Below are 25,496 nucleotides of genomic sequence, written 5' to 3'. Positions count from 1 at the left end.
TCACGAATCAATTCATACCGGACAATAAACTGCTAATTAATGTATGAGCATTAGTATTGATTGACACAGCGCAAGCTGTTTTCAATACAAAAAAGTCTTTTTCAATCGATAGATTACGGTAGCGGAGGAATGGCTCCCCGTGTGTTCACGTATTCCCTCGTGCAACAAAATCTGGACTTCAGGATGGAGTGCCCTGTTCAAGGATTTCGGCCGACTGGAGCAAGAGCCCCATGTCGAGGATCAGGGCCACGGTGCCGTCTCCCAGGATGGTGGCGCCTGAAATGCCTTTGATGTCGCGATACATCCGCCCCAGGGACTTGATGACCGTCTGGTGTTCGCCGATGACGCTGTCCACGACGAAGCCGACCTTAGTACCGTGGATGTTCGTGATGACGATCTGTTCGATGTCCGGACGGTTGGCGGAGATGCTGAATTGATCCCGGAGCGGGATATAGGGGACGATGGCGCCGCGCACATTGGCCAGATTGCGGCCGTGAGCCTCCTCGATGTTGTCCCGGGTGAGCTCGACGCACTCCTCGACCGACGAGAGCGGCATGACGAAGTAGTCGGGGCCGATGCGCACCAGCAGGCTTTCGATGATGGCCAGGGTCAGGGGGATCTTGAGCGTGATGGTGCTGCCCGTCCCCTGCGCCGTGGTGATGTCGATGCTGCCGCGAAGCCCTTCGATGGCCTTCTTGACTACATCCATGCCCACGCCGCGGCCCGAGACGTTGGTTACCTTGGCGGCGGTGGAGAAACCGGGGGCAAAGATCAGGTTGTAGATCTCCTTGTCCGACAACTCGGCGGTGGCCGCAATAATCCCCCGCTCCACGGCCTTGGAGCGGATGGCCTCCTTGTCGAGCCCCGCCCCGTCGTCGCGGATGGTGATCAGGACACTGTCCCCGGAGTGCATCGCCCCCAGGTGTACGGTCCCCTGGGCCGGTTTGCCGGCGGCCAGGCGCACGTCGGGCATTTCGATGCCGTGGTCGATACTGTTGCGGATCAGGTGCACCAGGGGGTCGTTGAGTCGCTCGATGACGGTCTTGTCCAGTTCCGTTTCCGCCCCTTCGGTCTCCATCTCAATCTCCTTGCCCAGTTCCTGGGAAAGGTCGCGCACCAGGCGCTTGAACTTGCTGAAGGTGGTGCCGATGGGCAGCATGCGGATGTTGAGGGCCGTATCGCGCAGGTCGTTGGTCAGGCGTTCCACCTCCTCGGCGATGGAGGCGAAATCGGTGTTGCCGTGAAGGGCCGCCGTCTGGCTGAGATGGGCCTGAACCGTGACCAGCTCCCCTACCAGGTTGACCAGCAGGTCAAGCTTTTCGGCAGGCACGCGGATGCTGGAGGTCGATTCCTGTGTGGCCCGCTCCTGGCGCACGTTCTTGACGTGCTGCTGCTCCACCAGGGCAGACTGCACCTTGTCGGGCGTAATGGCCCCGACGGCAACCGCCAGCTCTCCAAAGCGTTTTTGGAGGCCGAGGATCTTCTGGATTTCCATCGGGCTCAGGTCGCCGCGCTCCACCAGGATATCGCCCAGTTTCTTATAGTCCAGGTCCGTATCGCCGGCGCCGCCGTCGTCGATCAAATCCACCTTCAATTCGCAATCGTCTTCTATGAAGATGAAGACATCCTTGATGGCGTCCATACCACGCGCGGTGGTCAGGATGATATCCCAGTAAATGTAGCAGAGTTCGGGGTTCATGTCGTTCAGCACAGGAACGCCCGTGGTGTGGGCCACCACATGGCAGGTCCCCAACTCGCGGAGTTCATTGATCAAGCCCAGCGGTTTGGTGCCGGACAGGAAAATTTCCGGGCACGGTTTGAAGCGGATGCGCCAGGTCTTCAGCGTCTCGGCCTCGGCGCCAGGGGCGGGCTGACTCTGGACTGCCGGTGGACTCAGTTCGTTCGGGGATGACGGAACGAGCTGCTTGAGACCGGCAATAACCGCCTCGCCTTCGGCGCGGTCGGACTCCTCCCCGGAAACAGATGCGTCCAGGAGGCTCTTGATGTGATCCCGGGCGCGCAGGGTCAGGTTCAGGAGCAGTTTCGAAACCGTCATCTTGCCGTTGCGTACCAGATCGAAGACCGTTTCCACCTCGTGGGTAAAGTGGGCGACCTCGTCGAAGCCGAACATGGCGCCCGACCCCTTGATGGTGTGCATGGCGCGGAAGACCCTGCCGATCAACTCCTCGTCCGTGGGATTCTCTTCCAGTTCGAGAAGCGACGTTTCCAGTTCCGCCAGCAGTTCGTTCGCCTCTTCCCGGTACGTGACAATATGCTGTTCGATCATGATAATGGGCCTCGTGCGGCTAGGGTATGTGTCGAAGCGACAGCGATCACCCGAGAACCTTCTTGATGACGGCTATAAGCTGCTCGGGTTTGAAAGGCTTCACGATCCAGCCGGTTGCGCCGGCGGCCTTGCCTTCCGATTTCTTGCCGTCCTGGGATTCGGTGGTCAGCATGATGATCGGGATGAACTTGTTGAGCGCCCCGGCCCGAACACCCCTGATCAACCCCAGTCCGTCGACGTTCGGCATGTTCAGGTCGGTAATCAGCATATCTACCTTTTGGGAGGAAAGCTTGGCCAGGGCGTCTTTGCCGTCCACCGCCTCAAGAACGTCATACCCGTTTTGCTTGAGGGTAAAGCTGACCATCTGCCGGACACTGGCCGAATCGTCGGCCGTCATTATCAGTTTTGCCATTATTTCATACCTCCGAACCAAATGCAGGATGAGTTTCCGTTGTGACTGCACGGGCTGTTCTGGCATGCCCCGATCCCGTCCTTCAATTCCAACAGGCACGCGGGGAGGTGCCCCGCAAAGGTGAATACCTTGCCGGCTGCTGCTGCCGTCTTGCATGCGGAGCAGATCAACTGCAAACCCGGTATGTCGATCTCTTGCACCTGCGTCACATCCAGGACGACCTGCCGAGCGCCGGCAAGGGCGTCCATAATGGCTTGGCGGAATTCGCCGCTCCGTTCGATGGTCAAGGCGCCATCGATGGCCAGTGTTCTGGCCGAAGCATCCGCCGTTCTTTTCGGGTCACATGTTTTTCGTTCCATCATGCCATTCCCCCTCGCTCATGTATCATGTCTAAAAAAGATCGACATTGTCGCCGAACTCCGAATCGGCGTCCGCGGATGACGGCATTTCCGGCGCGGCGTCCTTCGGTGCCGCTATGGCACTAGCCATGCCGCGTTTGCGGGCAATCGACTCATGGATGCTGCGTTCGCTCTCCATGGTGTAGCGTTCTTCCATGTGGCGCAGGTTATCCTTGAATTCCGTGCTGGCCGGTTCGAGTTCCCGGGCTTCCCTGACGATGACATCGAGGCGGGACATGACGTCGTCCGTCAGGCTCGCGACCCGCTCGTGGGCGTCCATGCTGCCCGTGGCCTCTTCTATCCTCTCCGTCAGGGTTTGAACCTTGCCGTTGAGCGCGGCCAGCAGGGAGACCAGTTCGCTGTTCATCGTGCCCAGGGAGGCGAGGATCTGTTCGGTTTCCTCTTCCATGGTGGTAACCTTCGCCCCAAGGTGCTCCCGCTCCTGGCTCGCCTCGCCGAAAAGGCGCTCCGTGACATGGTTGATTTGCAGCAAGGCCTCCGAAACCGCCGAGGTCTGGGTCACGGCATCGACGGAAAGCCGCTTGATCGCCTCTGCGAGCACCCCCAGGGCGGCGCCCTCGCGGCCGGTGTGGGCCGCTTTGATCTGGGAGTTGAGGGCGATCAGGTCGATCTCCAGGCCGATGTCTTCAATATCCGTTACAAAGCCGGTTACCTCCTGCATCGTATCGGCAACCTTCTTCAGCGTGGCGGACATCTCCTGATCGGCCAGGGTGCATTTGGCCAACACCGCGGTTACGGTGCCCATGTCGTTGCTGATGGCCCCCACGAACGAGCCTCCGGTTGTGGAGTCGGTGATGCCGGTGGTGCTCAGGGTCTCCGAGGTCATCCGAGCCTGTTTTCCGGCCATGTCCCGAAGGTTTTCGACGATGGAGCGAACCGCTCCGCAGAGCTCGGATGCCGCATGACGGAGTTGTGCGGATTGCAGTTCGCACACGTCGCCGGTTTCCGTGATCAGTTTGTGGGGATCCCCGTTCGTATGAACGGCGGCGGAGAAGCCCTGCAACTTGGCGGCAAGGCATTCCAGGGCCTCCACGATGTGTTCGAACTGCTGGCGGGTCATGTCGTGCATCTGCATGGAAGCGACCACTTCGCTGAGATTGCCGGAGACTTCGCCGGAGATGGATGAGATCATGGTGGCAAAGCTGGTACAGCGGTCGTTGACGGAGACCAACTCTTCCAGGGTGTGGGAGGCGCTCGCGAGGGTCGTGCTCAACTCCCTGTCCTGGTCGGCTTCGCTGGTGCGGACGGTGCGCAGGGTCTCCCCGATCATGCCGGCCAGCATCTGCCGGTCGCCCTGGATGCTGGCCGATTTCTCGTGCACCATGTGGGAGAGCTTTTCCACGTCCATGGCCAGGGTCTGGAACCCGAGCCCCAGTTCACCCAGGCGGGAACTCTCGATCTTCGTAGAGGTGCTCAGCATCCGCAGGATCTTGTACATCTTCTGAAACCCGTCCAGGGGCTCCGTCAAATGGTCGAGGAGTTCCAGGATACGTTCCAGCATGGTGCAGTTCTCATGGCTCTGGGAACGGGTGCTGGAGAGATAGGCCTCCATATTTCCCATCATCTCGCGCAGACGCTCGACCACCGTCTGGGCCTGCGGGCCGGAGACGGCCTCGACCATCTGGTTGGCCATGGACGTGATCTCTTGGGAACGCTGGTAGAAATCCTGCATTTGGGCACCGATCTGAAGAAACTCGTCCTCGGTGGTGCCTGCCAGCTTTTTGAGTGTATCGATTGAAGGGGTTATGACGGAGCGCCACCCGGCAAGTGCCTTTTCGCTGTTCGATCCGACCGGGGGTATGGTGATGTGCGGTGTTGCAGAGGGCATGGAATGCGTCCTTTATGGGGGTGGAGGAAGTTACAGCAGACCGAGCACCCGTAATTCGTTCATCAGCTTCTGCCTGCTGATCGGTTTGACGAGATAGGCGGTCGCGCCTCCCTGGTAGAATGCCTGAACGACCGTTTTGGGATCGTCCAGTGCGGTAGTCATGATTACCTTGGCCTCCAGTTGCGGGGGGACCTGGAGCGAGCGTTCCAACTCCCGGATACGCCTCAGCGCCTCCTGGCCGTTGACCCCCGGCATCATGATATCCATGCAGATCAGGTCATAGGGGCGTTTGCCCTCGTGGGCCAGCCGAAAGGATGTCACCGCCTCTTCGCCATTGATGGCGATGTCGCAGTCGAAATGCTCCGACAGCATCTCTTTGAGGATGCGGCGCGAAATGAAGTCGTCTTCCACAATGAGGCATTTCACGAAGGGCTCCTTTTAGTGTAACGTCGTATCTGCCTTGACCTGGAAATGAAAGCTGCATCCGGCGCCTGGCCGGCTTTCAGCCCACAAACGGCCATCCAGAAGGTCGGCGATGTGTCTCGCAATACTCAGGCCGAGTCCTACGCCGCCGAAGCGCCGCGTCAGCGAACTGTCCACCTGGACAAAGGGTTCGAAAATCCGTTCCAGCATGTCGTCGGGGATGCCGCTGCCGCTGTCGCGCACGGTGAAGCATACGCTGGAATCTTCTGGGGACCCCGCGGCAACCTCCAGGCGCACCCATCCGGCGTCGGTAAACTTGAGGGCGTTTTCCAACAGTATCCCCAAGAGCCGGTACAGTTGTTCGCCGTCGCAGGCGATTCTCCGGGGGATGTCCGGCGCTATCCGGACATCGAAGCTGAGTTTTTTTTCGGCGAATCGGTCGCGATGCTCCCGGGCCAACCGCTCCACGGTCGAGGGAAGGTCGAGAAATACACGCCTGATCGCCGCCGTGCGGCTGGCTCCGTTCCTGAACGAAAGCACCTGGTCTACGAGTTCCATCATCTTTTCGGCCGACTGGCGGGCCATTTCCAGGTATTCTTTCTGAACGCCCGAAGTATCCGTATCCGCAAGCAGATCAAGCGCCCCGATCACGCCGTTCATGGGGGTGCGCATTTCATGGGTGATGGTCGCCATGAACTCGCTTTTTTCGTTGGCCGCCCCGAGCAGGGCCGTGCGCGTTTTTTCCAACTCCGTCAGGGCATTTTTCAACTCCCCGGTCCGGGCGGCAACGGCTTCTTCGAGTTCGGCACGGCAGTTCTTTTCCATGCGCAGCAACTTCGAGTAGTTGACGGCCTTTGCGACCACGTTCTGCAGGTAGAGCAAGTCGAAAGGCTTGGAGATGAAGTCGAATGCCCCGTTCTTGATGGCGTTGACAGCCACCTGGAACTGGGCGTATCCGGTCATGATGATGATGGGGGTATCCGGCCTGCGCCGGTGGATGTCCCCCAGAAAAGTAATGCCGTCCTCGTCCGGCATCATGACATCCGTGATGATCGTATCAAACTGGTCATCTTGCAGCAGACGGCGCGCCCCGGCGGCATGTTCGGCGGTACTGACCCTGAACCCCGATTGTTCGAGGCCAAAGGTAATCAGGCGCAGAATATCCTCCTCGTCGTCCACGACGAGGATATGGGGAGGCCGACGGTCAAGCTGTTCTGCGGATGAAGTCATGTCTGCCCGGTGAAGTGATCGTGATGCGGATTCGCTACATGGCTACTTTTTGAAATCGTTGATGGTAGAGATAACGTAATCCTTCTTGGCCGCGTCTTTCTGGTGGCAACCGAAGCAGGTGCTCACGGGGTCAAGCCCGCTGGGGGCGCCGTCGGCGCCGTACCCGGCGAACAGCCACCCTCCGGTCGTTTTCATGCGCTTGTCCTTGCGCATCAGGACGACCATGTTCTTGGAACCCTCGGTGGGAGAACCTGAGCCGTCCTTGATGTTGAAGTGCTCGATGATGATGGAACTCCCCTCGGCAAAGCGGTTGCCTGCCTTATACCCATTCATGGCCTTCTTGTCGGCGTAGATGTAGTGAATCCCGTAAAAAAGCGAGCTTTTGTCGGTGACGACCTTGCGGCCGCTTTTTTGCCAGGAATGGTACGACTTGGGAAGGGAAGGGGAGGAGGAACCGGCCCACAGGGCGGCCGGCAGGGAGATAAGGCACAACATGGCAACTGCTACGATCCGGTTCATAAATAGCAAGACTCCTGAAGTAATATGAAAAATAACTTATCATAACTTGCCGGTATGTCCAAACGGTAAATACGTCTCGAGCGGCTCGGTCAGATGGTCAAAGGCGCCCAGGCGCTGTAGCCGTCATGCGTAAGGAGACATCCCAAGGCGAACCGCAACTCGGCATTGTCATCCGCCACCAGGGCGCTTGGTGTCGTTCTGGTCCACGCAACTCCAGTGTTATCGGCCTGCTGCACGACACCTAGGGGATCGAGATGACAAAGGCCCGCAGGTTCTGCCCTTGGTCGTAAAGCACAATTCCGGCCCCGTTGCTTACCTTCCCGCGTCGTATGGAAAAACCATCCTTTTGCTCGTGGGAGGTGATGCGGTAGTTGCTGGTTCCCGCGACTTCGGCCAGGGCTGATTTGAAAAACGCCTCGCTGATGGCATGTCGTTTGGACGCCAGCACCTGGACCGCTTTGATGCGGCTGCCCGACCTGAGAATGCGGAACTCGTAGTTCGCATCGGTATAGCGCTCCCAGTTTGGTTTCCGGCGGGAATAGGCGTTGTCCCGCCCTTTACCCGGAATAAACGACGGCAGTTTCACCGTCGCGACCGGAGGGGCGGCAGCCGTGCGCGAGGCCGATGGGGTCTTCGGGGCGATTGCAACGGGAGAGGGGGCCGGGGGGCGGGGGATGCTCTTTTGGGCCGGAAGGGCTGGGGGCACCGCCGGAGATTTGGCCGCCGGCCGTGACGGTGACGGCAAGGAGACACTCCCCCTTTGATCGAACCTGCCCGAGGTCAGGTACCAGCCGCCGACGGCCAGGCATGCCGCCAGGGAGGCTGCGGCATACTTCAGCCATCTGCCGCGGTGCCGGGAGTGGTAGTTGTGTTCAAACGCCTTCAATAGCTCGGCCGGAATCTCCGCTTTTGGAGGGGCGGCGTCCGCCCCTGCAGGCTCCGTTTCCTCCCGGGCTGGGGGCGCCGTCGCCGCTTTATGCCGGTCCCGGGGGATATAGATATCGTTCCAGCGGAGTTTGAAGGCCGGTTTGAGTACCACGCGAAGGATACTCTTAACGAGCTGTTCCACGGGCAGGCTCAGGTCGATGGCGTGTTTGAAGCATGGTCCGGCCGGCACGGCGCTGTCGTCCCCCGCGCGCAGCAGGACAAACAGGGACGTCCTCTCTCCCTGCTCCTCCCCCCGGATGAGGTTGACGATCTCTTCGGCCCCTGTCCCCGCTACCTGTTCCTGGATGCAGATTACTGACGGTTGGTGGCCGTGGAGCTCCTCCCGGAGGCCTTCGATATGTGCTGTCACGCCAATTTCCAGCTTGAGCGACGGCTGGAGCAGATCTTTTATCTGCACCACCTTTGGGTTGTCGGATATGAATAGCAAATCTGGCATAAAATCCCTGGGCAATCGATCTTGTGGTGTCACGCCCGGCGGCGCGGGCGTGGGGTGGTCAGTCGGCGAATGCTGCGCTGATGATGGCCTTCTGTTCGTCGGCATGGATACGATGGGAGCCGACGGCGGGGCAGCTGTCCTCCGGGCGCCCCACGTAGCGTATCGCCCCCGCTGCCTCGGTCAAATAGCGGCGCAGATAGGGCCACGCCCCCATATTCTCCGGCTCCTCCTGGACCCAGGTGAAGCGGGCCCCCGGGGGGAGAGCCCCGACAATCTCCCCGAGCAGGTCACTGCGCAACGGGTAGAGCTGTTCGATCCTGACGATGGCGGTGTCGCTTCGACCCAGGCGGTCGCGCTCTTCCACCAGTTCATAATAGATCTTGCCGCTACAGGCAAGCACCCGGGTGACGTCGGCGGTGTCGGGGCTGTCCAGGATCACCTCCTGGAAGCCGCCATGCTGCAACTCGTCGAGGGAGGAAACGCAACTCGGGTGACGCAGCAGGCTCTTGGGCGTAAAAACGATCAGCGGTTTCCGGAAGGGCTGCTTGAGCTGGCGGCGCAGCAGGTGGAACATCTGGGCCGGTGTGGAGGGCGTGGCCACCACCATGTTCTCCCGGGCGCACAGTTGCAGGTAGCGCTCGATGCGTGCGCTGGAGTGCTCGGCCCCCTGGCCTTCGTAGCCGTGGGGGAGCAGCATGACGAGCCCGCTGGCCCGGTTCCACTTGGTTTCCCCGCTGGCGATGAACTGGTCGATGATGACCTGGGCGCCATTGGCGAAATCCCCGAACTGGGCCTCCCAGATGACGAGGCCGTTGGGGGTTTCCAGGGAATAGCCGTACTCGAAGCCGAGCACGCCGAACTCCGACAGGAGGCTGTCCCAGGCCTGGAACGTCGCCCCCGCCCGTGCCGTCGTCGCCAGCGGCGTATAAGAGGCGCCGGTGGTGGTATCGTGCAGGACGCAGTGGCGGTGGTTGAAGGTCCCGCGCCTCGAATCCTGTCCCGAGAGGCGCACCGGCATGCCCTCGTCAAGCAGTGTGGCGTACGCCAGGGTCTCGGCGTTGCCCCAGTCCAGCCCATTCCCGCTCGTCACCGCTTCAAAGCGTTTCTTGATCAAGGTCAGGATCTTGGCATGGGGGGTGAAACCGGGCGGCAGTTCCACCAGGCTTCGGGCGAGGGCCACGAGTTTTTCCCCCGGGACGCCGGTTTCGCTGGCGGCGGTGGCGTAATCGCGGCCGATATCGCTCCATTGTTGCTGAAAACCGATCTTTGTCGCCTGAGTCTCGGTTTGCAGGGCGTTGTCGAGGCGGGTCGCTATCCCCTGCTCGATGCCGGCCAGTTCCGTCGCATCCAATCCCGCTTCGGCCAGGGTATCGGCGTAGATCCGGTTGACCGGGGGGCGGGCCGTAATCTTGCGGTACATGAGCGGCTGGGTGAAGGCCGGTTCGTCCCCTTCGTTATGGCCATGGCGGCGATAGCAGATCAGCTCGAGCACCACGTCGCGGCCAAATGCCTGCCGATATTCCAGAGCCAGGCGGGCGGCGTGCACGGCGGTCTCCGGGGCTTCGCCCTGCACGTGGAAGATGGGGCAGGCCAGCATCTTGGCCACATCCGTGGCATAGCGGGTCGAACGGGCATCCTTGGGGAGCGTGGTGAAGCCGATCTGGTTGTTGAGCACCACATGGATGGTGCCGCCGGTTCCATACCCCTCCAGTTGGGACATGTTGAGCACCTCCATGATGCTCCCCTGTCCCGCAAAGGCTGCGTCGCCATGGATCAGCAGCGGCAGCACCCGTTGAGCCCCCCCCTCGCCGTAGCGGGTCTGCCGGGCGCGGCATTTGCCCTCGACCACCGGGTTGACCGCCTCCAGGTGGCTCGGGTTGGAGGTGAGGGTCAGGTGCAGCTTGCCGCCGGGCAATTCGATGTCGGCCGAGTACCCCTTGTGGTATTTCACGTCCCCATCGCCCAGGAAACCGAATTCCATGGTATCGCGGAATTCGGCGAAGATATCCTCATAGGGCTTGCCGAAGATGTGGGCCAGCACGTTCAGTCTGCCGCGGTGCGCCATGCCCAGCACCATGTCGCTGATGCCGGCTGCCGGGCACGCCTGCCTGACCGCATCCAGCACCGGGATCAGGACATCGCCCCCTTCCAGTGAAAAACGCTTCTGCCCGGGAAAGCGCCGCTGGAGAAACGACTCGAACAGCGCCGCCTCGTGGAGCTTCTCCAGGATGTGAAGCCGTTCTCCCGGAGAGAGTTCCGGCCTGTTGCGGCGCGGCTCCATGCGGTCGATCAGCCATTGCCGCTCGGCTGGTTCCTGGATGTGCATGAACTCGACGCCGATTTCCCGGCAGTAGCTCTCCCGCAGGGTCGCCACGATCTCCCGCAGGGTTGCGCTCTGCTTGATGAACCGCCGTGCGGTAAAACGGGTGTCAAGGTCGTCGTCGCCCAAGCCGAACTCGGAAAGCAGCAGCAGGGGGTGCTCGAGCAGGCAGGGGGAGAGGGGATCGGTGCAGGCCAGCAGGTGGCCGATATTGCGGTAACGGTAGATGAGCGACTGAACGCCGGACTGTTTCAGGGCGGCAGTCTCGTCCATCACCCCGGGCGTGGGAGGTGCACCGTTCTCTCTGCCAAGCTCGAAACCGCTGAAAAAATGCTGCCACTCCTCCGCCACTGCCGTGTTGTCCCGCTGCCAGGTTTCATAGAGAGATTCAAGCCATGGACCGGAGAGATTGGAAATGAAGTTTTTTGCCATGTCTGCCTCGTAAGATAAGAATGCGCTGTCGCTACGTGTAGGCTTTTGGGGTAGCCTACCACAAAATGTCCTCTGTTCAGAGCAGAAATTCGTTGCGGCGTTGGTAGTTGCCCCACAAAATGGAACTCCGGCAGTGCGGCCTCATGGGTCCGCCTCGGGGGGCACCGCCTCTCTGGCGCCGTTACGCAGGTAAAACTCAAGTGATATGCACAGGCGCCAGATCAAGCGCATGATTTTGGGCTTGACGATTTTCCTGTTTCGGGATATATAAACGAACTCTTTTATGGTGGCTATGGTGAAGCGGTTAACACATACGACTGTGACTCGTACATGCGTGGGTTCAAATCCCACTAGCCACCCCAAAATATCACATCCCGTAATCGCCTGAAAAGCAGAAAAAAACGGCCCTTGCGGGATGTTCCTTAATCCCAAGGTGTTTGCTATACGCTACAGCAGGGGGCGGTTTTAGGCGGGAAAGTTTGTACTTTCTTTGTACGACTTTTAAAGGAGGTAAAAGATGAGTTTCAGCGAATTGATTCATAAGAGGCGTCTCGACCTGGGATTGGGTGTCAGAGAAATGTGCCGGGCCACTGAGCGTTCACACATTCCCTCACCGATCAAATCTGCCGTGTATATATCCAGACTGGAAGCTGACGACCAAAAAGATATGAAGGTGGAGTCTGCTTCCATTGATAAACTCTGGGCGATGGGGGCCGTGTTGCAGATCTCTCCATTGATCCTTTTTCTCGAAAGCCGTGATAGAACTGATCTCTTGGAACAGATTCCTAAGTTTGCCATTAGAAAATGTGAGCCAACTACGTTTATGCATTTCATTCGGTCTGTTCGAGAACAACTCCGATATTCTTTGCGTGACATGGTTAAGGCCGCAGTTCCTTGGGGCGTCTCAGTTGGTTACTGGTCGCAATTGGAAAACGATCCAGAGTCTGGCCCGACTACTTCGGGTGAGAAGCTGTGGTCCCTTGGTGTTGCCCTGGACGTGGATCCATTGCTCTTGTACGTTCTCTCTCGCAATATGGATGTTCGCTATCTAAACCCCGATTCTAGAGATCGTTTGTTTTCCTAATCACGATTCTACTTATTCAACTTAGCCGTCTAAGAAGCGCCTGCAGTGTGGGGCGCTTTTTTGCGGCCATCATTCTAGCCCCCCGTCTTTCACTCTAGGTAGCCTAGTTTCTTCTACCTGGAGCCTAGCATTGTTTTCAGCTCGTCTAAATCAGATCATTCCCCGTCTAAATGGTCAGAGTTCGCTCCTAATGTGCGACCGTTTGACATGCGCTACACCTTTGTGTATCCTCCAGCAATGCTATTCCCAAAAGAAACGGCAGAACGTGACGAGGTTTACCTGCAATTCATACGTTCTCTGCCGTGCGCTAAATGCGGACGCTTCGGGCCGTCGAATGCTCATCACCATCCTGCTGCCGGTCATTCGTCCATCGGTCTCAAGGTATCCGACTATCGGGCGGTTCCTCTTTGTGGCTGTGAGTGCCACCTGCGTGTTCATCAAATCGGCAAGCGGTCATTCTGGGGTGATCTCGATGCGGTCGAGGATCTTATCGCTCGGCTCAATATCCTTTTTTACTCGCGCTCTTTGTAGCGCATACCAAACGATTGAAAGGAGTACCGTATGTCTTCATTGAACAAGGTCATACTGATAGGCCGACTCGGTAAGGATCCGGAGGTTCGTTTCACCGCTTCCGGCACTGCTGTCTGCAATTTCTCCCTGGCCACGTCCGAGACGTTCAAGGACAAATCCGGAGAGAAGCAGGAGAAAACGGAATGGCACAACATCCAGTTGTGGTCGAAGCTGGCCGAGATCGCCGGCGAGTATCTCGCCAAGGGAGCACTGGTGTATATCGAGGGGCGTATCCAGACCCGGAAATGGCAGGACAACTCCGGCGCCGACCGCTATACGACCGAGATTGTCGGGATGCAGATGCAGATGCTCTCTTCTAAAAATGAGGGGCGCTCCGAATCTGTGGCTGGTGATCAGGAGGAACCGCCTTTTAGAGACGACGATATTCCATTTTAATAATAATTACAGGAAGTTATGTGTAATTATTAAATATTCATAGGAGGTATTGCTAGTGATACGATTGTCTATCGTTTTGGGATGTTTGTTACTCCCTGCAGCAACAGCCGGCTCTGGAGATTACGCCCGACACGTTTCTCCCGAGAAAATCGAAGGTAACCGTGCCGGGAGGGTCTTGCTCAAGCCGCGTTCTGACCTTTCCAAAAGAATCGAGCGGTTCGCCCGTAAGCATGGCGCCGGTGATCGCGCCCCTGAAATTGCCGACGTTTTGGCAACCTGTGATCACCCCCGGGTGCTGGCAGCCATCGCCGCCCGGGAATCTCGTTTTGATTTACATGCTCGTGGACGTGCCGGCGAGATCGGGGCCTACCAGATCATGCCTCATCAATGGGGGCATCCGGGGCACACCTGGTCGAGCCAGACGCGCTCTGCTGAACGGATCCTCGACGAACTGGTCGACGCATCTGGCGGAAGGCTCGCGCTGGCTGTCCGCCGCTATAATGGTGCTGGGGCAAATGCGGAGCAGTATTCAAAGCACGTCCTGGCCCTGGCAAATTCGATTTAGTCTGTAGCGTATGGTGAATAAATTGCTTGCTATACGCTACAGACCGATGTAAGTTTTTGTCTCTTATTCCGTGTATCGGTGGGCTGCGTCACCATAAAAACGCAGGCTTTGATTTTCACGCTGTTGGCAGGCAGCTTGTTCAAGATTCCATTGGCCGGGCGCTCCCGGCTGTTGGACGAGGCCCCCACTTGAAGCTGCCACTTCGGGTGGGGGCTTTTCGTTAATTCATCATTGTGGGGCGTCATCTTTAAGTCCCGGTCGTTATCACTTACGAGGTTGCCATGCGAGATTATGGGAAGCTGCACACATCCTTCTGGACCAGCATCGATATAAAAGGTCTGTCGGACGATGGCAAGCTCCTGGCCGTTTACTTACTCACCTGCCCTCACACAAATTTGATCGGGTGTTTCCGACTTCCTGATGGATATGTTTCAGAGGATTTGGATTGGCCTTCCGAAAGGGTTACGAAAGGGTTTACTGAACTGTCTGCTAAAGGGTTTGTAAAGCGTTGTCCAACCACAAAATGGGTGCTGATTTCCAAGTTCATAAAGTGGAATGAAATCGAAAATCCCAATCAGGCCAAGAGCGCTGCAAAATTATTCACGCAAATCCCAGACTCCACCCCACTCAAACGGCTTGCTGCTGTGGCGTTGAGCACTTTTACAAACAAGGTTGATCGCTCCGTTTTGGAACCCTTTTTAAACCCTTGCGAAACCCTTTCGGAACCCTTTTTAAACCAGGAACAGGAACAGGAACAGGAACAGGAAACATTTGCGTCGCCTCCTTCGGCTTCGCCTCCGGCTGCACCGCGTTCTCGCTCTCATGCGGTTAAGGAGGGGAGTGCCGACCATAAGCGGTTCACTCGCTGGTGGTGCTGGTCGTTCGAGAAGCTCTACGGAGATGCTTACCACTACTCCGGCAAAGATGCGGCTCATATCAAATCTCTGCTCGCTATCTACCCGATCTCCCGGCTTGTCGCCTACGCAGCTTATCTGCTGGTCGTTGACGACGCCTGGTTCGTCGAACACGGCGTTTCCCTGGGCAATCTCGTCAGCGGGGTGAACCGGATCGTGAGCCGCAAGATCGATTGGATCCAGATCACCGAACAGGCGCGTGATCGGGGCATCGTCCCTCCTGACGGGGTAAAATTCGAAGATTGGAAATTCTGGGAGAATGTCAGTGATCAACCATAAAGTTCCACCGCAAAGCATCGAGGGCGAAATGTCGGTGCTCGGCGCCATCCTTGTCGATAACCAATGCATCCACAAGGTCCGGCACCATATCAGCGCCGATGATTTCTACCGCGAACCGCACCGGCTCATTTACTCCGCCTGTCTCGATCTCGCCAAGGATAAGGCCCCTATCGACATGATCACTATGGTCGATCTGCTGCGCCATAACGGCTCGTTGAATCAGGTCGGTGGCGCGGCCTATCTCGCCACCTTGATCGATTACGTCCCGACAGCGGCCAACGTCCTGCACTACGCCAAGATCGTCCACGAACAGGCGCTTAAGCGCCGCATGTTGTCTGCGGCCATGCGGATGATTGACATGGCGCATGATGAACACTGCGACCTTCAGGATGCCATCAGCGAGTCTCGTTCCCTTATGGCCGATATTTCGGGTAGCGCTCACTCGGCCTCTGCCGGCGATATTTACACCCTGGAGCAGCGTGTGGAGCGCTACATCAAATACGTGTCGCAGGTCGGCTCCTTGCGCTTTCGTACCGGATTTGGAGAGATCGACAATGCCATCCGGGGGGTCGCCCCGGGCGAGGTTATGACCATCATCGCCTACTCGGGCACGTTCAAGTCTGCGCTTCTCCAAAATCTGCTTCAGGGCAATGCGGAGCGCACCGGCCTGCGTCAGCTTATGTGCTCCCTGGAAATGCCGGTTGAAAAGTGTGTAGAGCGCGAGGTCCAGATTCAGTGCGGGCTGGAGGGTCGGGCCGTGGAAGATGCTTTCCGGGACAAGCTGTGGAAAGACCTCTACGCGACCCTGCTGCGCCGAAAATCCGACAAGGTGCTGGTCTGCGATAGGCCCAGGCTATCGGTGGAGAAGGTGTCGGCTTATATCGATATTGCTCGGGCAAAACACGGGGAACTTGGTGGTGTTGGTATCGACTACTTGGGGCTCATGGCTGCGGAAGGCCGCACCCTATTTGACAAGGTTTCGGCTCTGTCTGCCGATCTCAAAGGTATGGCGAAAGAGCAGAACATCCCTGTTGTCCTTCTCGGGCAAGTACATCGTGGTTTTGCACAGTCCAAGGGCATCGAGATAGAAATGGATGCGGCAAAGGGCGGCGGGGATATCGAGGCCGGCGCCGACTATATGCTGGGGCTCTGGGCCAAGGACGACAAGCTGTTCGCAAAATTATTGAAAAACCGCAACGGCCCGGTTGGCCAGCGTTGGGAAATTGATATTGATCGGGACACGCTCACGTTCCGGGGCACATTGCCTTTTAACGAGCAAGATCAAGAGCCAGAGCCTTCTCATGTTCAACGCTATGGTAGGGCTGATCTTCCAAAATGGTAGGGCCGATCTATAAATTTTAGCCGGAGGTTGTCATGCCTGGAATTGCTATTCAGTGGCAAAATAAAAAAGGGACGTGGGCTCCTTTTGAAGTTACCGACGTCCTGCACATGTCTGTATCCCACTCCTGTTACCTCTTCCTTGATGGTAGGTTGCCGGTCGTGGCCCGGGAGGGAGAAGTGTTCATCGTGAATACTCCTGCCCTTGAAAAAAAATACCGCAAGAACGGTAAAAAGGTCACCACGTTTTCCACCATCCTGCAGGATACGGCCCGTCTGGACTTCCCTTTGGGCGACGTCGGGTTTCTGGAACCGTTGTGATGTATGGCCGGTGTAGCGCATGAGAAACGGGTCTGCTGTGCATTGTGCTGTTGGCCGGTCCTATTCTCCTGACCATCCTACCTGCCGTAGCTGCGAGCGCCAGAGTGCGACGCTCTGCCGGGGCTCTTTGGAAAAGAGGGCATCCAAGCACGGTAATGTCAAGGTCGAGGTCGACGGGATCCTTTTCGATTCAAAGCGGGAGGCCGGGCGGTATCTCCACCTGAAAATACTGGAACGGGCAGGTGTGATCTCCGAGTTGAAGCTTCAGGTGTGGTTCGTCTTGGCGCCGGCTGTGGTTCTGGATGGCCGGAAAAAACCCGAGCTTCGGTATCGCGCCGACTTTACCTATCGGCAGGATGGCCGGCTCGTGATCGAAGATTCAAAGTCGCCGCACCTTCGCAAAAATCCGACGTATCGCAGTAAAAAACATCTGATGGCGACGGTCCTGGGGTTGGAGATTCACGAGGTTTGATCATTCTATCGGCTGGGCTTGTTCTGGATGCTGTCCATCTCGCATCTGGGGGGTAATTATGAAATCAAATATTGAGGCGGTTGTTTTCGGAGGTCTGTTGTGTGTGGTCTGGGGCTTATGGGAGTATATCCGCGATCTTAGGCGTGGGCACTAGTTGTCCCAAAAAACGAAAGGAGAGTTGTTATGGAAGAGGAAGACATTGTAAGTTTGTTGAACCTGGGGCGGGGGGCCGCGATTGAAAAATTCGACGACGAGTTTAAGCGGGTACTGGACAACGTGGTCGATCTCAACACAACAGAGGGTGTGCGCGAGATCACTCTGAAAGTAAAAATCAAGCCGAATGCTGATCGTGACCGGTGCGACGTAAGTGTGGATTGCGGGTCGAAGCTTGCGAGTGTCAAACCGTTCAATACGATGATGTTCGTGGGGCGTACTCCGCAGGGAGCCGTGGCCACGGAGTGTAACCCCCACCAATTGCAGCTTGACCTGGATGCCACCAAAAAACTGGCATCTGTAACCAAAATTTGAAAGGAGTAGTACCCGATGATTGACAAAAGTTTTCTCGAAAAAGTGGAAGAAATGGCCCGTCCCGTCCTGGTGGAATCAAATGGTCGCAAATACTCGACGGAGAGGCTTATCCCTGTGCTGGATCCTGCCCCTGATGCCCTGGCGATGAACACGTTGACCGGTCTGGCCAACTATCTGAAGGAGAACGTGGACGGGCTCGATAAGAGCGATCTGATGCTCCACGTCGCGGACCACGACAAGGTCATGCTGGTGTCGAAGCTCGATGGCAGTTTTGTCCAGCGCAAAATCTATGCGGTTGCCGTCCCGTTTGTCCATTCCTTCCGGTTCGGACAATGGTATGAGCACGAGGACTTCCTGATCTCGCTGTTGAGCCAGTTTGTGCAGAACGAGGCGGTCCAATCCATGCAGAAATTTGTCAGCGCCATCTCGGAGGGTAACGTCAGAACGTTCGCTGATGATGGCATTAGCCAGGAAGTAACAGCCAAGACCGGTATTGCCAAGGTCGGTCCTGCGGAAGTACCTAATCCTGTTTCTCTGGCCCCGTTTCGCACCTTCTCCGAGGTCGCGCAGCCGGAGTCCAGTTTCGTCTTCCGGCTGCGGTCAGGATCCGATAAGCCGCAGGGGGCTCTCTTTGAGGCGGATGGTTCGGCCTGGAAGCTGGAAGCCAAGAAGCGCATTTGCACCTGGTTGCAGGCCGAATGCCCCGACGTGGCTATTATTCTGTAGTCTGTAGCGTATGGCGAACATTTTTCTTGATATTATTTGCGGGGGGGCGTATTGTCTCCCCTGCAAATAAGGCGGCTTGTCGGAGCACGCATCACATTTTGGTTTCAGGTGGCCCTTCGGGATCCCCTGTTTCCAGAGAACCCGGATGGTGCCGACACACTATCCGGGTTTTTTATATCCGGGGTGTAGCGCATAATGAACGAATCTGCGGCGAGTTATCTGAGTTTGTGTAGTGGAATTGAGGCAGCTACCGTGGCGTGGGATACCCTTGGCTGGGTACCTGTCGGCTTTTCGGAAGTCTCCCCTTTCCCGTGCGCAGTCCTTGCTCACCATTACCCTGACGTGCCAAATTTTGGGGATATGACCAAGATCGCTGCGATGGTCCGCTCTGGGGAGGTTCCTGCTCCTGATATTTTGGTTGGGGGCACACCATGTCAGGCATTCTCAGTCGCCGGTTTGCGTAAATCTATGGAGGATGATCGTGGAAAACTTACCCTTGAATTCGTCCGAATCCTTGATGCAATTGACGATGTTCGAGTTGCTGCTGGACGCGAACCAGCCGTCTGTATCTGGGAAAACGTCCCTGGATGCCTTAATACGCCCGACAATGCTTTTGGATGCTTCCTCGCTGGGATTGTGGGAGAGGATGCCCCACTCGTTCCGGGGAGGGTCGGCTGGACAAACGCGGGTCTGGTTATTGGACCCCGGAGAGCGGCTGCCTGGCGAATTCTCGATGCTCAATATTTCGGAGTGCCCCAACGACGCCGTCGTGTCTTCGTTGTCGCAAGTGCTCGAGACCGGTTCAATCCCGGAGCGGTACTTTTTGAGCGCAAGGGCATGCGCCGGGATACTGCGGAGGGCCGAGAAGCGGGGGCGTGTGTTGCCGCCCTCACTGCAAATGGCGTTGGAACATGCGGAGCAGATGATAACCAGGGACAAACAAACCGCCTTATCGCCAGTTATGGGGGTAACAACACAACCGGACCGATTGATATAGCCACAGCCTGTAATGCCAAGGGCGGCAGTGGTCGTATGGATTTTGAAACGGAAACTTTTGTGGTTGGTACTTTATGTAGTTCCGGCAAGGCGGTGGGTTCAGCCACTCAGCAGGATGCGGAATCAGGGATGTTGGTAGCCCATACTCTGCGCGGAGAAGGCTTTGACGCTTCCGAAGACGGCACTGGCCGTGGAACACCACTGGCCCCGGTCTACCCTCAAGGGGTCACTTTCCATGGTACTGATGGGACAGCAAGAGTTGCCTCTTTTGCCAATATTGCTACGGCGCTACGTTCTAGAACGCCAAGTGGTGTGGAAAACAGCAGCACAACGGCTGTCCTTTGCATGAAGGCTGACCAACAAGTCACAGCCTTCAACCTCCGTGGCCGCGAAGGTGGCGCGATGGCAGAGGTGGCAGAGGTGGCAGAGGTGGCAAGCCTTCGCGCTGCCAGTGGCGGTAGTTCTCGCAGCTACATTGCTGGGACTGCGGTGCGACGCTTAACGCCTGTAGAATGTGCCCGGCTTCAAGGATTTCCAGACCATTATACCCAAATACCATGGCGGGGAAAACCGGCTGCCGAATGCCCTGATGGACCACAATATAAGGCTTATGGCAATAGCATGGCGGTTCCCTGTATGCACTGGCTGGGCTTACGTTTAAAAAAAGTTATGGAGTCGCGCTGATCATTCTGGGCACTCGTCTTCTTTCCCCTGCAGTCAAATTCTTTTTGGAGGTTGTTATGTCAGATACGGTTGATGAAGGCCTGGACAACACCAGCGCCATTGCAAATATCGTTGAGACCGGTGATTTGCATGAGGTCCAGATGCTGCTCGGTGACCGCGAGAAAATCCGGCACGCTGGTGTTATCCGACCAGGAATTAAGGTGCCGATGAAGGAATGCACGAAAGAGCAGCGGGCCGTGTATGACCGGATGCTGGACGAGGGTCATGGGTTTAGTGATATCGATGCCGAAATGCTCAAGCTGGCGCCGAGAGGCTACACCAAGAAAACCTGCTTGTTCCCCTCGAACTGCGACTATTTCACCATCCGTGACGAGGACTTCAAACGCCCCGCCGATGCCGAGTATATCCGCAAAAACTACGCCGATCCCGATGGCAAGGTCCGGCGCATCCCGTGCTGGCTCCCGCTGTCGGATATCGAGAAGGTCATCCCCCATAATTTCCGGGCTTTTGATGGGGGCGCCAATCTCCGGTGCGTCTCGTTCTACGACGGCCCCAAGCTGAAATTTCGCTACATCCCCAAGGACACGAAGCTCCCCGCTAAACCCGATGTTTGGAAGGTTCTGGATTCCGACGACGAGGACGTGGCCACAAAGGCGTGCGGTTACAAGGTCGTATTCGGCGGGATGTACCGCGTCTATGTACCTGGCTGCCGCGGGGCCGGCGAGATCGTCGTTCCGACTCGTTCCTGGTATGGCCTCGGGGAGTCGGTTGCCATCCTGCGCCGGGTGCGTGGCATCCTGGGGCGCTTCGACGGGCTGTTCAATGGCAATGCCTTTTTCGAACTCTGCAAGGTGTCCGAAGTGGTGAAGACCCCTGACGGGAAAAAGCAGCAGCAGTGGATCGTCACGATTGAGTTGGCAGTCGACCCAATGGAACTGGCCCGCTACGCCGAGCCACAGGCTGTGGCCGCACGGTCGCTGCATGCTCTGTCGGCCCTGACCGGTGTTGCTCCTGCCGCCGCCGCATTGCCCCCGACACCTGCCGCTGATCTTCCTTTTTCCGATGATGCTGCTCCCGTGGAAGCTCCTGCAGCTTCTTCTTCTCCTGATCCTGTGCCCCAGGCCAGTCAGGAGGCCCAAAAGGGAACCAAGGCGGGTATCGATGCCCTTAACGCATTGGTTGCCCCCCAGGGGCTTTTCCTGGCCGATATGGATAATCTGGCGGCCTCAATGTATGGCGGTTCAATCGTTGATGATCTTGACTATACCACCCTGCGGGAGTTCTACGGTAGGGTCGCTACCGAGATTGATAAGCGTGGGGCGGCCTTCGCTGATGATGTCAAAGCGCTGCGGGCTGCGTAGCGTATATCGAAATAAAAGGAGACGATTATGTCGCATTTTACAGTTATGGTTATTGGAAATGATGTCGAAAAGCAACTGGCCCCGTTCCACGAGTTTGAATGCACCGGCATCAACGACGAATATGTCCAGGATGTGGATATAACGGATGAGTTGGCCCAGCGGATTGCCGATGGTGAATCGTTGGAAGATGCGCTTTCCTATCATGGGCTCGAGGACAGAATTGTGTCCGACGAGAGCGAAGTCGAAAAGGTCGGGGAAGAGTGCCGGCACAAGTACGGATACGCCATCGTAAAGGATGGGAAGCTGATCAAAGCCGTCAATCGTACAAACCCCAATAATAAGTGGGATTGGTTTCAGTTTGGTGGGCGTTGGTCTGGTTTTTTCCAGCTAAAGCCGGGGGCTACCGGTGAGCTTGGTAGTCGCAGCCTTATAGCGATGCATGAAGACCCTGATGGCGGCCCTGATCCCCTGACCAGAGCGGACTCTGCCTTGAAAAAGGACATAGATTTTGCTGCCATGCGGGATGCTGCTGGTGCTCGTGCCGCCGATACCTATGATAAAGCCCGCGCCTTAATCGATGGGAAGCTGGACGGGTACATCTCATGGGATAAAATGCGGGACGAGGTGCATGCCGGGGACATTGGGTTGGCCCGGAAGGCATATCATGCCCAGCCAGCGGTCCATGCCTTTTCAGAAGGGGGCAACACTTCTTTCGGTTTTTTCTCTTCCGTCGACGAATTTTATCCGATCTCCCGAGAAGAATATATAAAATCAGCTCGTGCTGGTGCCATCGCTACTTTAGCGGTCTTGAAGGATGGTAAATGGTACGAGCAGGGGGAAATGGGCTGGTGGGGAGTAGTCTTCGATAAAAAGCCTGCTCAAGATTGGTCGCTGGAATTTTCTATACTGCTCGACGCTTTGCCTGACGACACGTTGCTGACCGTTGTGGATTGTCATATCTAGCAGTTTCTTGGCTGTAGCGTATAGCAAAATTTGGAGGATGTAATGGGATCAAAAAAAGAACAGTTGTTCCTGCGGGTGGTTTCCCCTGGTGGCAAGGTTTCGTATAAGCCGTATGTACCGCCCCGGCTTGTCTTGGAAGAGGTCGAGGATAAGACCGTCATTGCGTTGCTGTCGGCCATTACCATGACGACGTTATTGAGCATCAGGGAAACTATGCCGGAGCATAAACGGTTAGCCAGGTCCATTAAATCGGTTGAGGACTCCATTGGCGGCCTGGCGCATCTTGCTGGCGAGCCGCTCGACGAGGATATGATGGTTGTCGGGTCCAATGCCTTTTCTCACACTCTGCGGTATCTACAGAGGGCGTTGCATGGCGGATCCCTGGATGATCATTTTACCGACTCGGCTTCTGTTTTGTAGATAGGTGCTGATCACTTTTGGGGAGGATTTATGTCGTCGAAAACAGCAGTAGAAGCGTCGCGGACCAATGCCTGGCTTATCGAGCCGGATCGTTTGGTCTTGATAACTGACCCAGGCCACCCCCTCTATGACCCTCGCGTCGATTTGCCCCTGGATGAAGCGCTGGTACGCAACATCATGGTGAATGGCGTCATTGAGCCGATCATCATCACCAAGGAGGGGGATGATCTGGTTGTTGTCGATGGCCGGCAGCGGACCAAAAACGCCCGGGAGGCAAACCGTCGCCTGGTCGAGCAGGGCAAGGAGCCGATCAAGGCGGTCTGCATGATTCGCCGCGGTGACGATTCCAGCCTGTTCGGAGTGCTCATCTCGGCCAACGAAAACCGCCAGGACGATACGCCGCTGGGCCGGGCCGATAAACTGAACCGCTACCTCAATATGGGGCGGTCGGAGGAAGAGGCGTGCATTGCCTTTGGCGTCTCCATGCCCACCATCAAAACATGGCTGGCGATGCTCACCCTGGCCGATCCTGTCAAAAAAGCCATTGAGCACGGGACCATATCGGCGAGTGCTGCCGTTAAGCTGGCCGATCTGCCGAAGCCCAAGCAGGAGGCGGCCCTTAAGGAGTTGACGGAGAGCGGGGTCAAGACCTCGGGTCGTAATGTAGAGCGGGTCGTAAAGGGCGGGGCTCCTGCGGCTCCCAGGTTGAAGTCGCGGAAGGATATCGAGGCGAAGCTGGCAGAAATGCCGGTGGAATGGAACGGGGTTGATGCATTGCGCTGGGTACTCGGCGGGGAGGTGTAACATGCGGATAATTCACACTGGCGATTGGCATATTTCGCGTAACGCTGACAAACGGGAAGAATCCGAGCGTTGCATTCTCGCAATGATTAACCATGCGCAGTTGTACCCTCCTGATCTGTTTGTGATCAGCGGAGATACCGTGGATGAACTGGATGGTAGGATCATGCTGGATTCCGAGGTCGCACATTCCGCTATCGAGTTGGTCGATTCCTGCGCCGGCATTGCCCCGGTGGTGATCATCCGCGGGACTCGTTCGCACGATAGGGATACCCCAGCCATCTTCCGCCATCTGCGCACGGTGCACCGGGTCCATGTCGCCTCCCAGGTAGAACAGGTCGCCCTCATCAGATATGGGGATTCCTGTGCGTTTAACTCGTATGCGAGTATTTCCCCGGACCATGAAGTCGTGGCCGCTCTCACGCTGGTCCCATCCCTCGACAAAGCCTATCTGATGGCTCAGTTCGAGGGCTCGGCCCGTGACGGCAATATGCAGGCCCGGGAGTTGATGCATGATCTGTTCGCCGGCCTGGGCATGGTCAACGACTCGCTTCCGGCAGGTATTCCCAAGATCTTCGTCGGTCACGGCATGCTGACCGGCTCGGAGTTTTCCACCGGGCAGGTCGCGGTCGGGGAGGATTTGGAGTTCAGCGTCAACGATCTGCACCAGGCCCATTGCGACTACTACGCCCTCGGCCATGTCCACAAATACCAGCAGCATGGCGGCAATGTCTTTTTCTGCGGTTCTCCGGGGCGGCTGAACTACGGCGAGCAGGAGGACAAGGGCTTTCTTGAGGTAACGTTCGGCTCCGCAGCCCCTGTTGCTCAGTTCATGCCTCTTCCCGCCCGGCGCCTCTGCTTCGGCGAGGCCATCTGGGACGGCGACGAGGCGGCCTTTGAGGCCGAGGTTGCCCGCGTAGAGGCCGGCGCTTCCGGCGCTGACGTCCGCTTCAGGTACTCGATTCCCGAGGAAGACCGCCACCGGGTTGATCGGGCTCTCCTGGAGCAGCGGTTCATGGCTGGGGGCGCCCGCAAGGTCAAAATCGAATGCCAGGTTGTTCCGGCTGTCCGGCAGCGGGCCGCGGGGATCTCCCAGGCGCGGACCCTGGCCGAGAAGGTCGCGCAGTGGGGGGCCACCAGCGATGTCGCGCCCATCACCCTGGGGGGCGCCATTGAGATCGCCAGCAATATCGAGAGCCGGTCTGTCGAGGAACTGGTGGCCGGCTGCTTCCCGGTCGTAGAGGCGGAGCCGGCACCGGTCGACCGCAAGGAGTCCACTCGTGCGGCTTTGAATCGTTACTTTGAAAATAACGGGGCGGCTGTCCAGGGGGGGCTCTTTTGACTCGTACTCTGTCATGTGCTGGCTGTGGTCTGTTTCTGGGGGAGGTGCGCGATGCCTCCCTCAGAAAAGGCATGGTGTGTCTCTGCTCTGATTGCAATAAAAAGAGGGTGGCTCTGGATTTGTCTCAAAAAACCAGAACCTCTTTAGATATCCCTGATTTGTTATCGACGATTTTTAATAAGCGCCGTGTGTAGCGCATACAAAACGAGGTTGGCATGCCATTGCGCTGTATTCGTTGTCATCGCCGGTTGAAGGATCCTGAAAGCATCAAGCGCGGCATGGGGGCCACATGTGCCAAGAAGCTCGGGAAAATATGGAAGCGGCGCAGGGTCATTCACATCTGGTGGCAGCCGGAATTATTCAGGGCCTGGCAGCCAGACCTTTTCGGGAGGAAATAATGGATTTCAACGATGAATGGGCCGGCACCGGTACTGCCGAATATACAAAGCACATCTGCCGTGGCTGCGCAATGGGGTAATACA

26 protein-coding genes, 1 tRNA gene and 1 pseudogene are annotated in these 25,496 nt (G+C 57.3%); 19 read left to right on the top strand and 9 right to left on the bottom strand.

What is annotated here, in order from left to right:
* Positions 1-178: 178 nt before the first annotated feature.
* From ET418_RS15680 to ET418_RS15640, 9 genes are all read right to left on the bottom strand, one after another.
* Positions 179-2,287, bottom strand: coding sequence for a chemotaxis protein CheA (locus ET418_RS15680; protein WP_149309198.1), 2,109 nt, complete (start codon positions 2,285-2,287; stop codon positions 179-181).
* A 46-nt stretch (positions 2,288-2,333) separates the two neighbouring features.
* Entirely contained in the window at positions 2,334-2,699 is a 366-nt protein-coding gene (locus ET418_RS15675) for a response regulator (RefSeq protein ID WP_149309197.1), read from the bottom strand.
* On the bottom strand, positions 2,699-3,061 hold the full coding sequence (locus ET418_RS15670) for an STAS domain-containing protein (RefSeq protein ID WP_149309195.1): 363 nt from the start codon (positions 3,059-3,061) through the stop codon (positions 2,699-2,701). Before ET418_RS15670 ends, ET418_RS15675 begins: the two co-directional genes overlap by 1 nt.
* A 28-nt stretch (positions 3,062-3,089) precedes the next feature.
* Entirely contained in the window at positions 3,090-4,946 is a 1,857-nt protein-coding gene (locus ET418_RS15665) for a methyl-accepting chemotaxis protein (RefSeq protein ID WP_149309193.1), read from the bottom strand.
* Positions 4,947-4,976: 30 nt separating this feature from the next.
* On the bottom strand, positions 4,977-5,372 hold the full coding sequence (locus ET418_RS15660) for a response regulator (RefSeq protein WP_149309191.1): 396 nt from the start codon (positions 5,370-5,372) through the stop codon (positions 4,977-4,979).
* A gap of 12 nt (positions 5,373-5,384) precedes the next feature.
* Positions 5,385-6,599 (bottom strand): hybrid sensor histidine kinase/response regulator, encoded by a 1,215-nt coding sequence (locus ET418_RS15655; protein ID WP_149309189.1) that lies wholly within the window; start codon positions 6,597-6,599, stop codon positions 5,385-5,387.
* A 42-nt stretch (positions 6,600-6,641) separates the two neighbouring features.
* Positions 6,642-7,118 (bottom strand): cytochrome P460 family protein, encoded by a 477-nt coding sequence (locus ET418_RS15650; protein ID WP_149309187.1) that lies wholly within the window; start codon positions 7,116-7,118, stop codon positions 6,642-6,644.
* 241 nt (positions 7,119-7,359) lie between these two features.
* Entirely contained in the window at positions 7,360-8,502 is a 1,143-nt protein-coding gene (locus ET418_RS15645) for a hypothetical protein (protein WP_149309185.1), read from the bottom strand.
* A 58-nt stretch (positions 8,503-8,560) separates the two neighbouring features.
* A complete protein-coding gene (locus ET418_RS15640; protein ID WP_149309183.1) occupies positions 8,561-11,254 on the bottom strand; it encodes a 2-oxoglutarate dehydrogenase E1 component in 2,694 nt (897 codons plus the stop codon).
* 286 nt (positions 11,255-11,540) lie between these two features.
* On the opposite strand from ET418_RS15640, the gene ET418_RS15635 reads away from it, so the two are divergent.
* The 19 genes and pseudogenes from ET418_RS15635 to ET418_RS15550 all read left to right on the top strand — a co-directional run bounded on the left by ET418_RS15635 (position 11,541) and on the right by ET418_RS15550 (position 25,492).
* Positions 11,541-11,616 (top strand) — tRNA-His (locus ET418_RS15635).
* A 155-nt stretch (positions 11,617-11,771) separates the two neighbouring features.
* Positions 11,772-12,338 carry a helix-turn-helix domain-containing protein gene (locus ET418_RS15630; RefSeq protein WP_149309181.1) on the top strand — a complete coding sequence of 189 codons (567 nt, stop codon included), beginning with the start codon at positions 11,772-11,774 and terminating at the stop codon, positions 12,336-12,338.
* A gap of 207 nt (positions 12,339-12,545) precedes the next feature.
* Positions 12,546-12,869, top strand: a complete 324-nt coding sequence (locus ET418_RS18670; protein ID WP_149309179.1) for a DUF968 domain-containing protein — start codon at positions 12,546-12,548, stop codon at positions 12,867-12,869.
* 30 nt (positions 12,870-12,899) lie between these two features.
* Positions 12,900-13,304, top strand: coding sequence for a single-stranded DNA-binding protein (locus tag ET418_RS15620; RefSeq protein ID WP_149309177.1), 405 nt, complete (start codon positions 12,900-12,902; stop codon positions 13,302-13,304).
* Between the two features lie 55 nt (positions 13,305-13,359).
* Positions 13,360-13,869 (top strand): lytic transglycosylase domain-containing protein, encoded by a 510-nt coding sequence (locus ET418_RS15615; RefSeq protein ID WP_188055632.1) that lies wholly within the window; start codon positions 13,360-13,362, stop codon positions 13,867-13,869.
* Between the two features lie 281 nt (positions 13,870-14,150).
* Positions 14,151-15,062, top strand: a complete 912-nt coding sequence (locus ET418_RS15610; RefSeq protein WP_149309173.1) for a hypothetical protein — start codon at positions 14,151-14,153, stop codon at positions 15,060-15,062.
* Positions 15,049-16,404, top strand: coding sequence for a replicative DNA helicase (locus ET418_RS15605; RefSeq protein ID WP_188055630.1), 1,356 nt, complete (start codon positions 15,049-15,051; stop codon positions 16,402-16,404). The genes ET418_RS15610 and ET418_RS15605 overlap by 14 nt, the downstream gene beginning before the upstream one ends.
* 32 nt (positions 16,405-16,436) lie before the next feature.
* Positions 16,437-16,721: a hypothetical protein gene (locus tag ET418_RS15600; RefSeq protein ID WP_149309169.1), complete on the top strand. Its 285-nt coding sequence runs from the start codon at positions 16,437-16,439 to the stop codon at positions 16,719-16,721.
* 127 nt (positions 16,722-16,848) lie between these two features.
* Entirely contained in the window at positions 16,849-17,193 is a 345-nt protein-coding gene (locus ET418_RS15595; protein ID WP_218043407.1) for a DUF1064 domain-containing protein, read from the top strand.
* Between the two features lie 183 nt (positions 17,194-17,376).
* Positions 17,377-17,721 carry a hypothetical protein gene (locus ET418_RS15590; RefSeq protein WP_149309165.1) on the top strand — a complete coding sequence of 115 codons (345 nt, stop codon included), beginning with the start codon at positions 17,377-17,379 and terminating at the stop codon, positions 17,719-17,721.
* A 15-nt stretch (positions 17,722-17,736) separates the two neighbouring features.
* Positions 17,737-18,447, top strand: a complete 711-nt coding sequence (locus ET418_RS15585) for a hypothetical protein (protein WP_149309163.1) — start codon at positions 17,737-17,739, stop codon at positions 18,445-18,447.
* 195 nt (positions 18,448-18,642) lie between these two features.
* Positions 18,643-20,127 carry a DNA cytosine methyltransferase gene (locus ET418_RS15580; RefSeq protein WP_149309161.1) on the top strand — a complete coding sequence of 495 codons (1,485 nt, stop codon included), beginning with the start codon at positions 18,643-18,645 and terminating at the stop codon, positions 20,125-20,127.
* Between the two features lie 56 nt (positions 20,128-20,183).
* Positions 20,184-21,488: a recombination directionality factor gene (locus tag ET418_RS15575; RefSeq protein ID WP_149309160.1), complete on the top strand. Its 1,305-nt coding sequence runs from the start codon at positions 20,184-20,186 to the stop codon at positions 21,486-21,488.
* Positions 21,489-21,515: 27 nt separating this feature from the next.
* A complete protein-coding gene (locus ET418_RS15570; RefSeq protein WP_149309158.1) occupies positions 21,516-22,451 on the top strand; it encodes a hypothetical protein in 936 nt (311 codons plus the stop codon).
* A gap of 42 nt (positions 22,452-22,493) precedes the next feature.
* Positions 22,494-22,871: a class III extradiol ring-cleavage dioxygenase family protein gene (locus ET418_RS15565; RefSeq protein WP_149309156.1), complete on the top strand. Its 378-nt coding sequence runs from the start codon at positions 22,494-22,496 to the stop codon at positions 22,869-22,871.
* 30 nt (positions 22,872-22,901) lie between these two features.
* A complete protein-coding gene (locus ET418_RS15560; RefSeq protein ID WP_149309154.1) occupies positions 22,902-23,675 on the top strand; it encodes a ParB/RepB/Spo0J family partition protein in 774 nt (257 codons plus the stop codon).
* Entirely contained in the window at positions 23,641-25,014 is a 1,374-nt protein-coding gene (locus ET418_RS15555) for a metallophosphoesterase family protein (RefSeq protein ID WP_149309153.1), read from the top strand. The genes ET418_RS15560 and ET418_RS15555 overlap by 35 nt, the downstream gene beginning before the upstream one ends.
* 215 nt (positions 25,015-25,229) lie before the next feature.
* Positions 25,230-25,283, top strand: a pseudogene (locus tag ET418_RS18665) (hypothetical protein); the annotation flags it as partial.
* A gap of 20 nt (positions 25,284-25,303) precedes the next feature.
* Positions 25,304-25,492, top strand: a complete 189-nt coding sequence (locus ET418_RS15550; protein WP_149309151.1) for a hypothetical protein — start codon at positions 25,304-25,306, stop codon at positions 25,490-25,492.
* Positions 25,493-25,496: the final 4 nt, after the last annotated feature.

The sequence above is a fragment of the Oryzomonas rubra genome (assembly GCF_008369015.1).
GTDB lineage: Bacteria > Desulfobacterota > Desulfuromonadia > Geobacterales > Pseudopelobacteraceae > Oryzomonas > Oryzomonas japonica.
The sequence above is the reverse complement of the archived record's forward strand: the minus strand, read 5'-3'. Positions and strand labels throughout refer to the sequence as shown.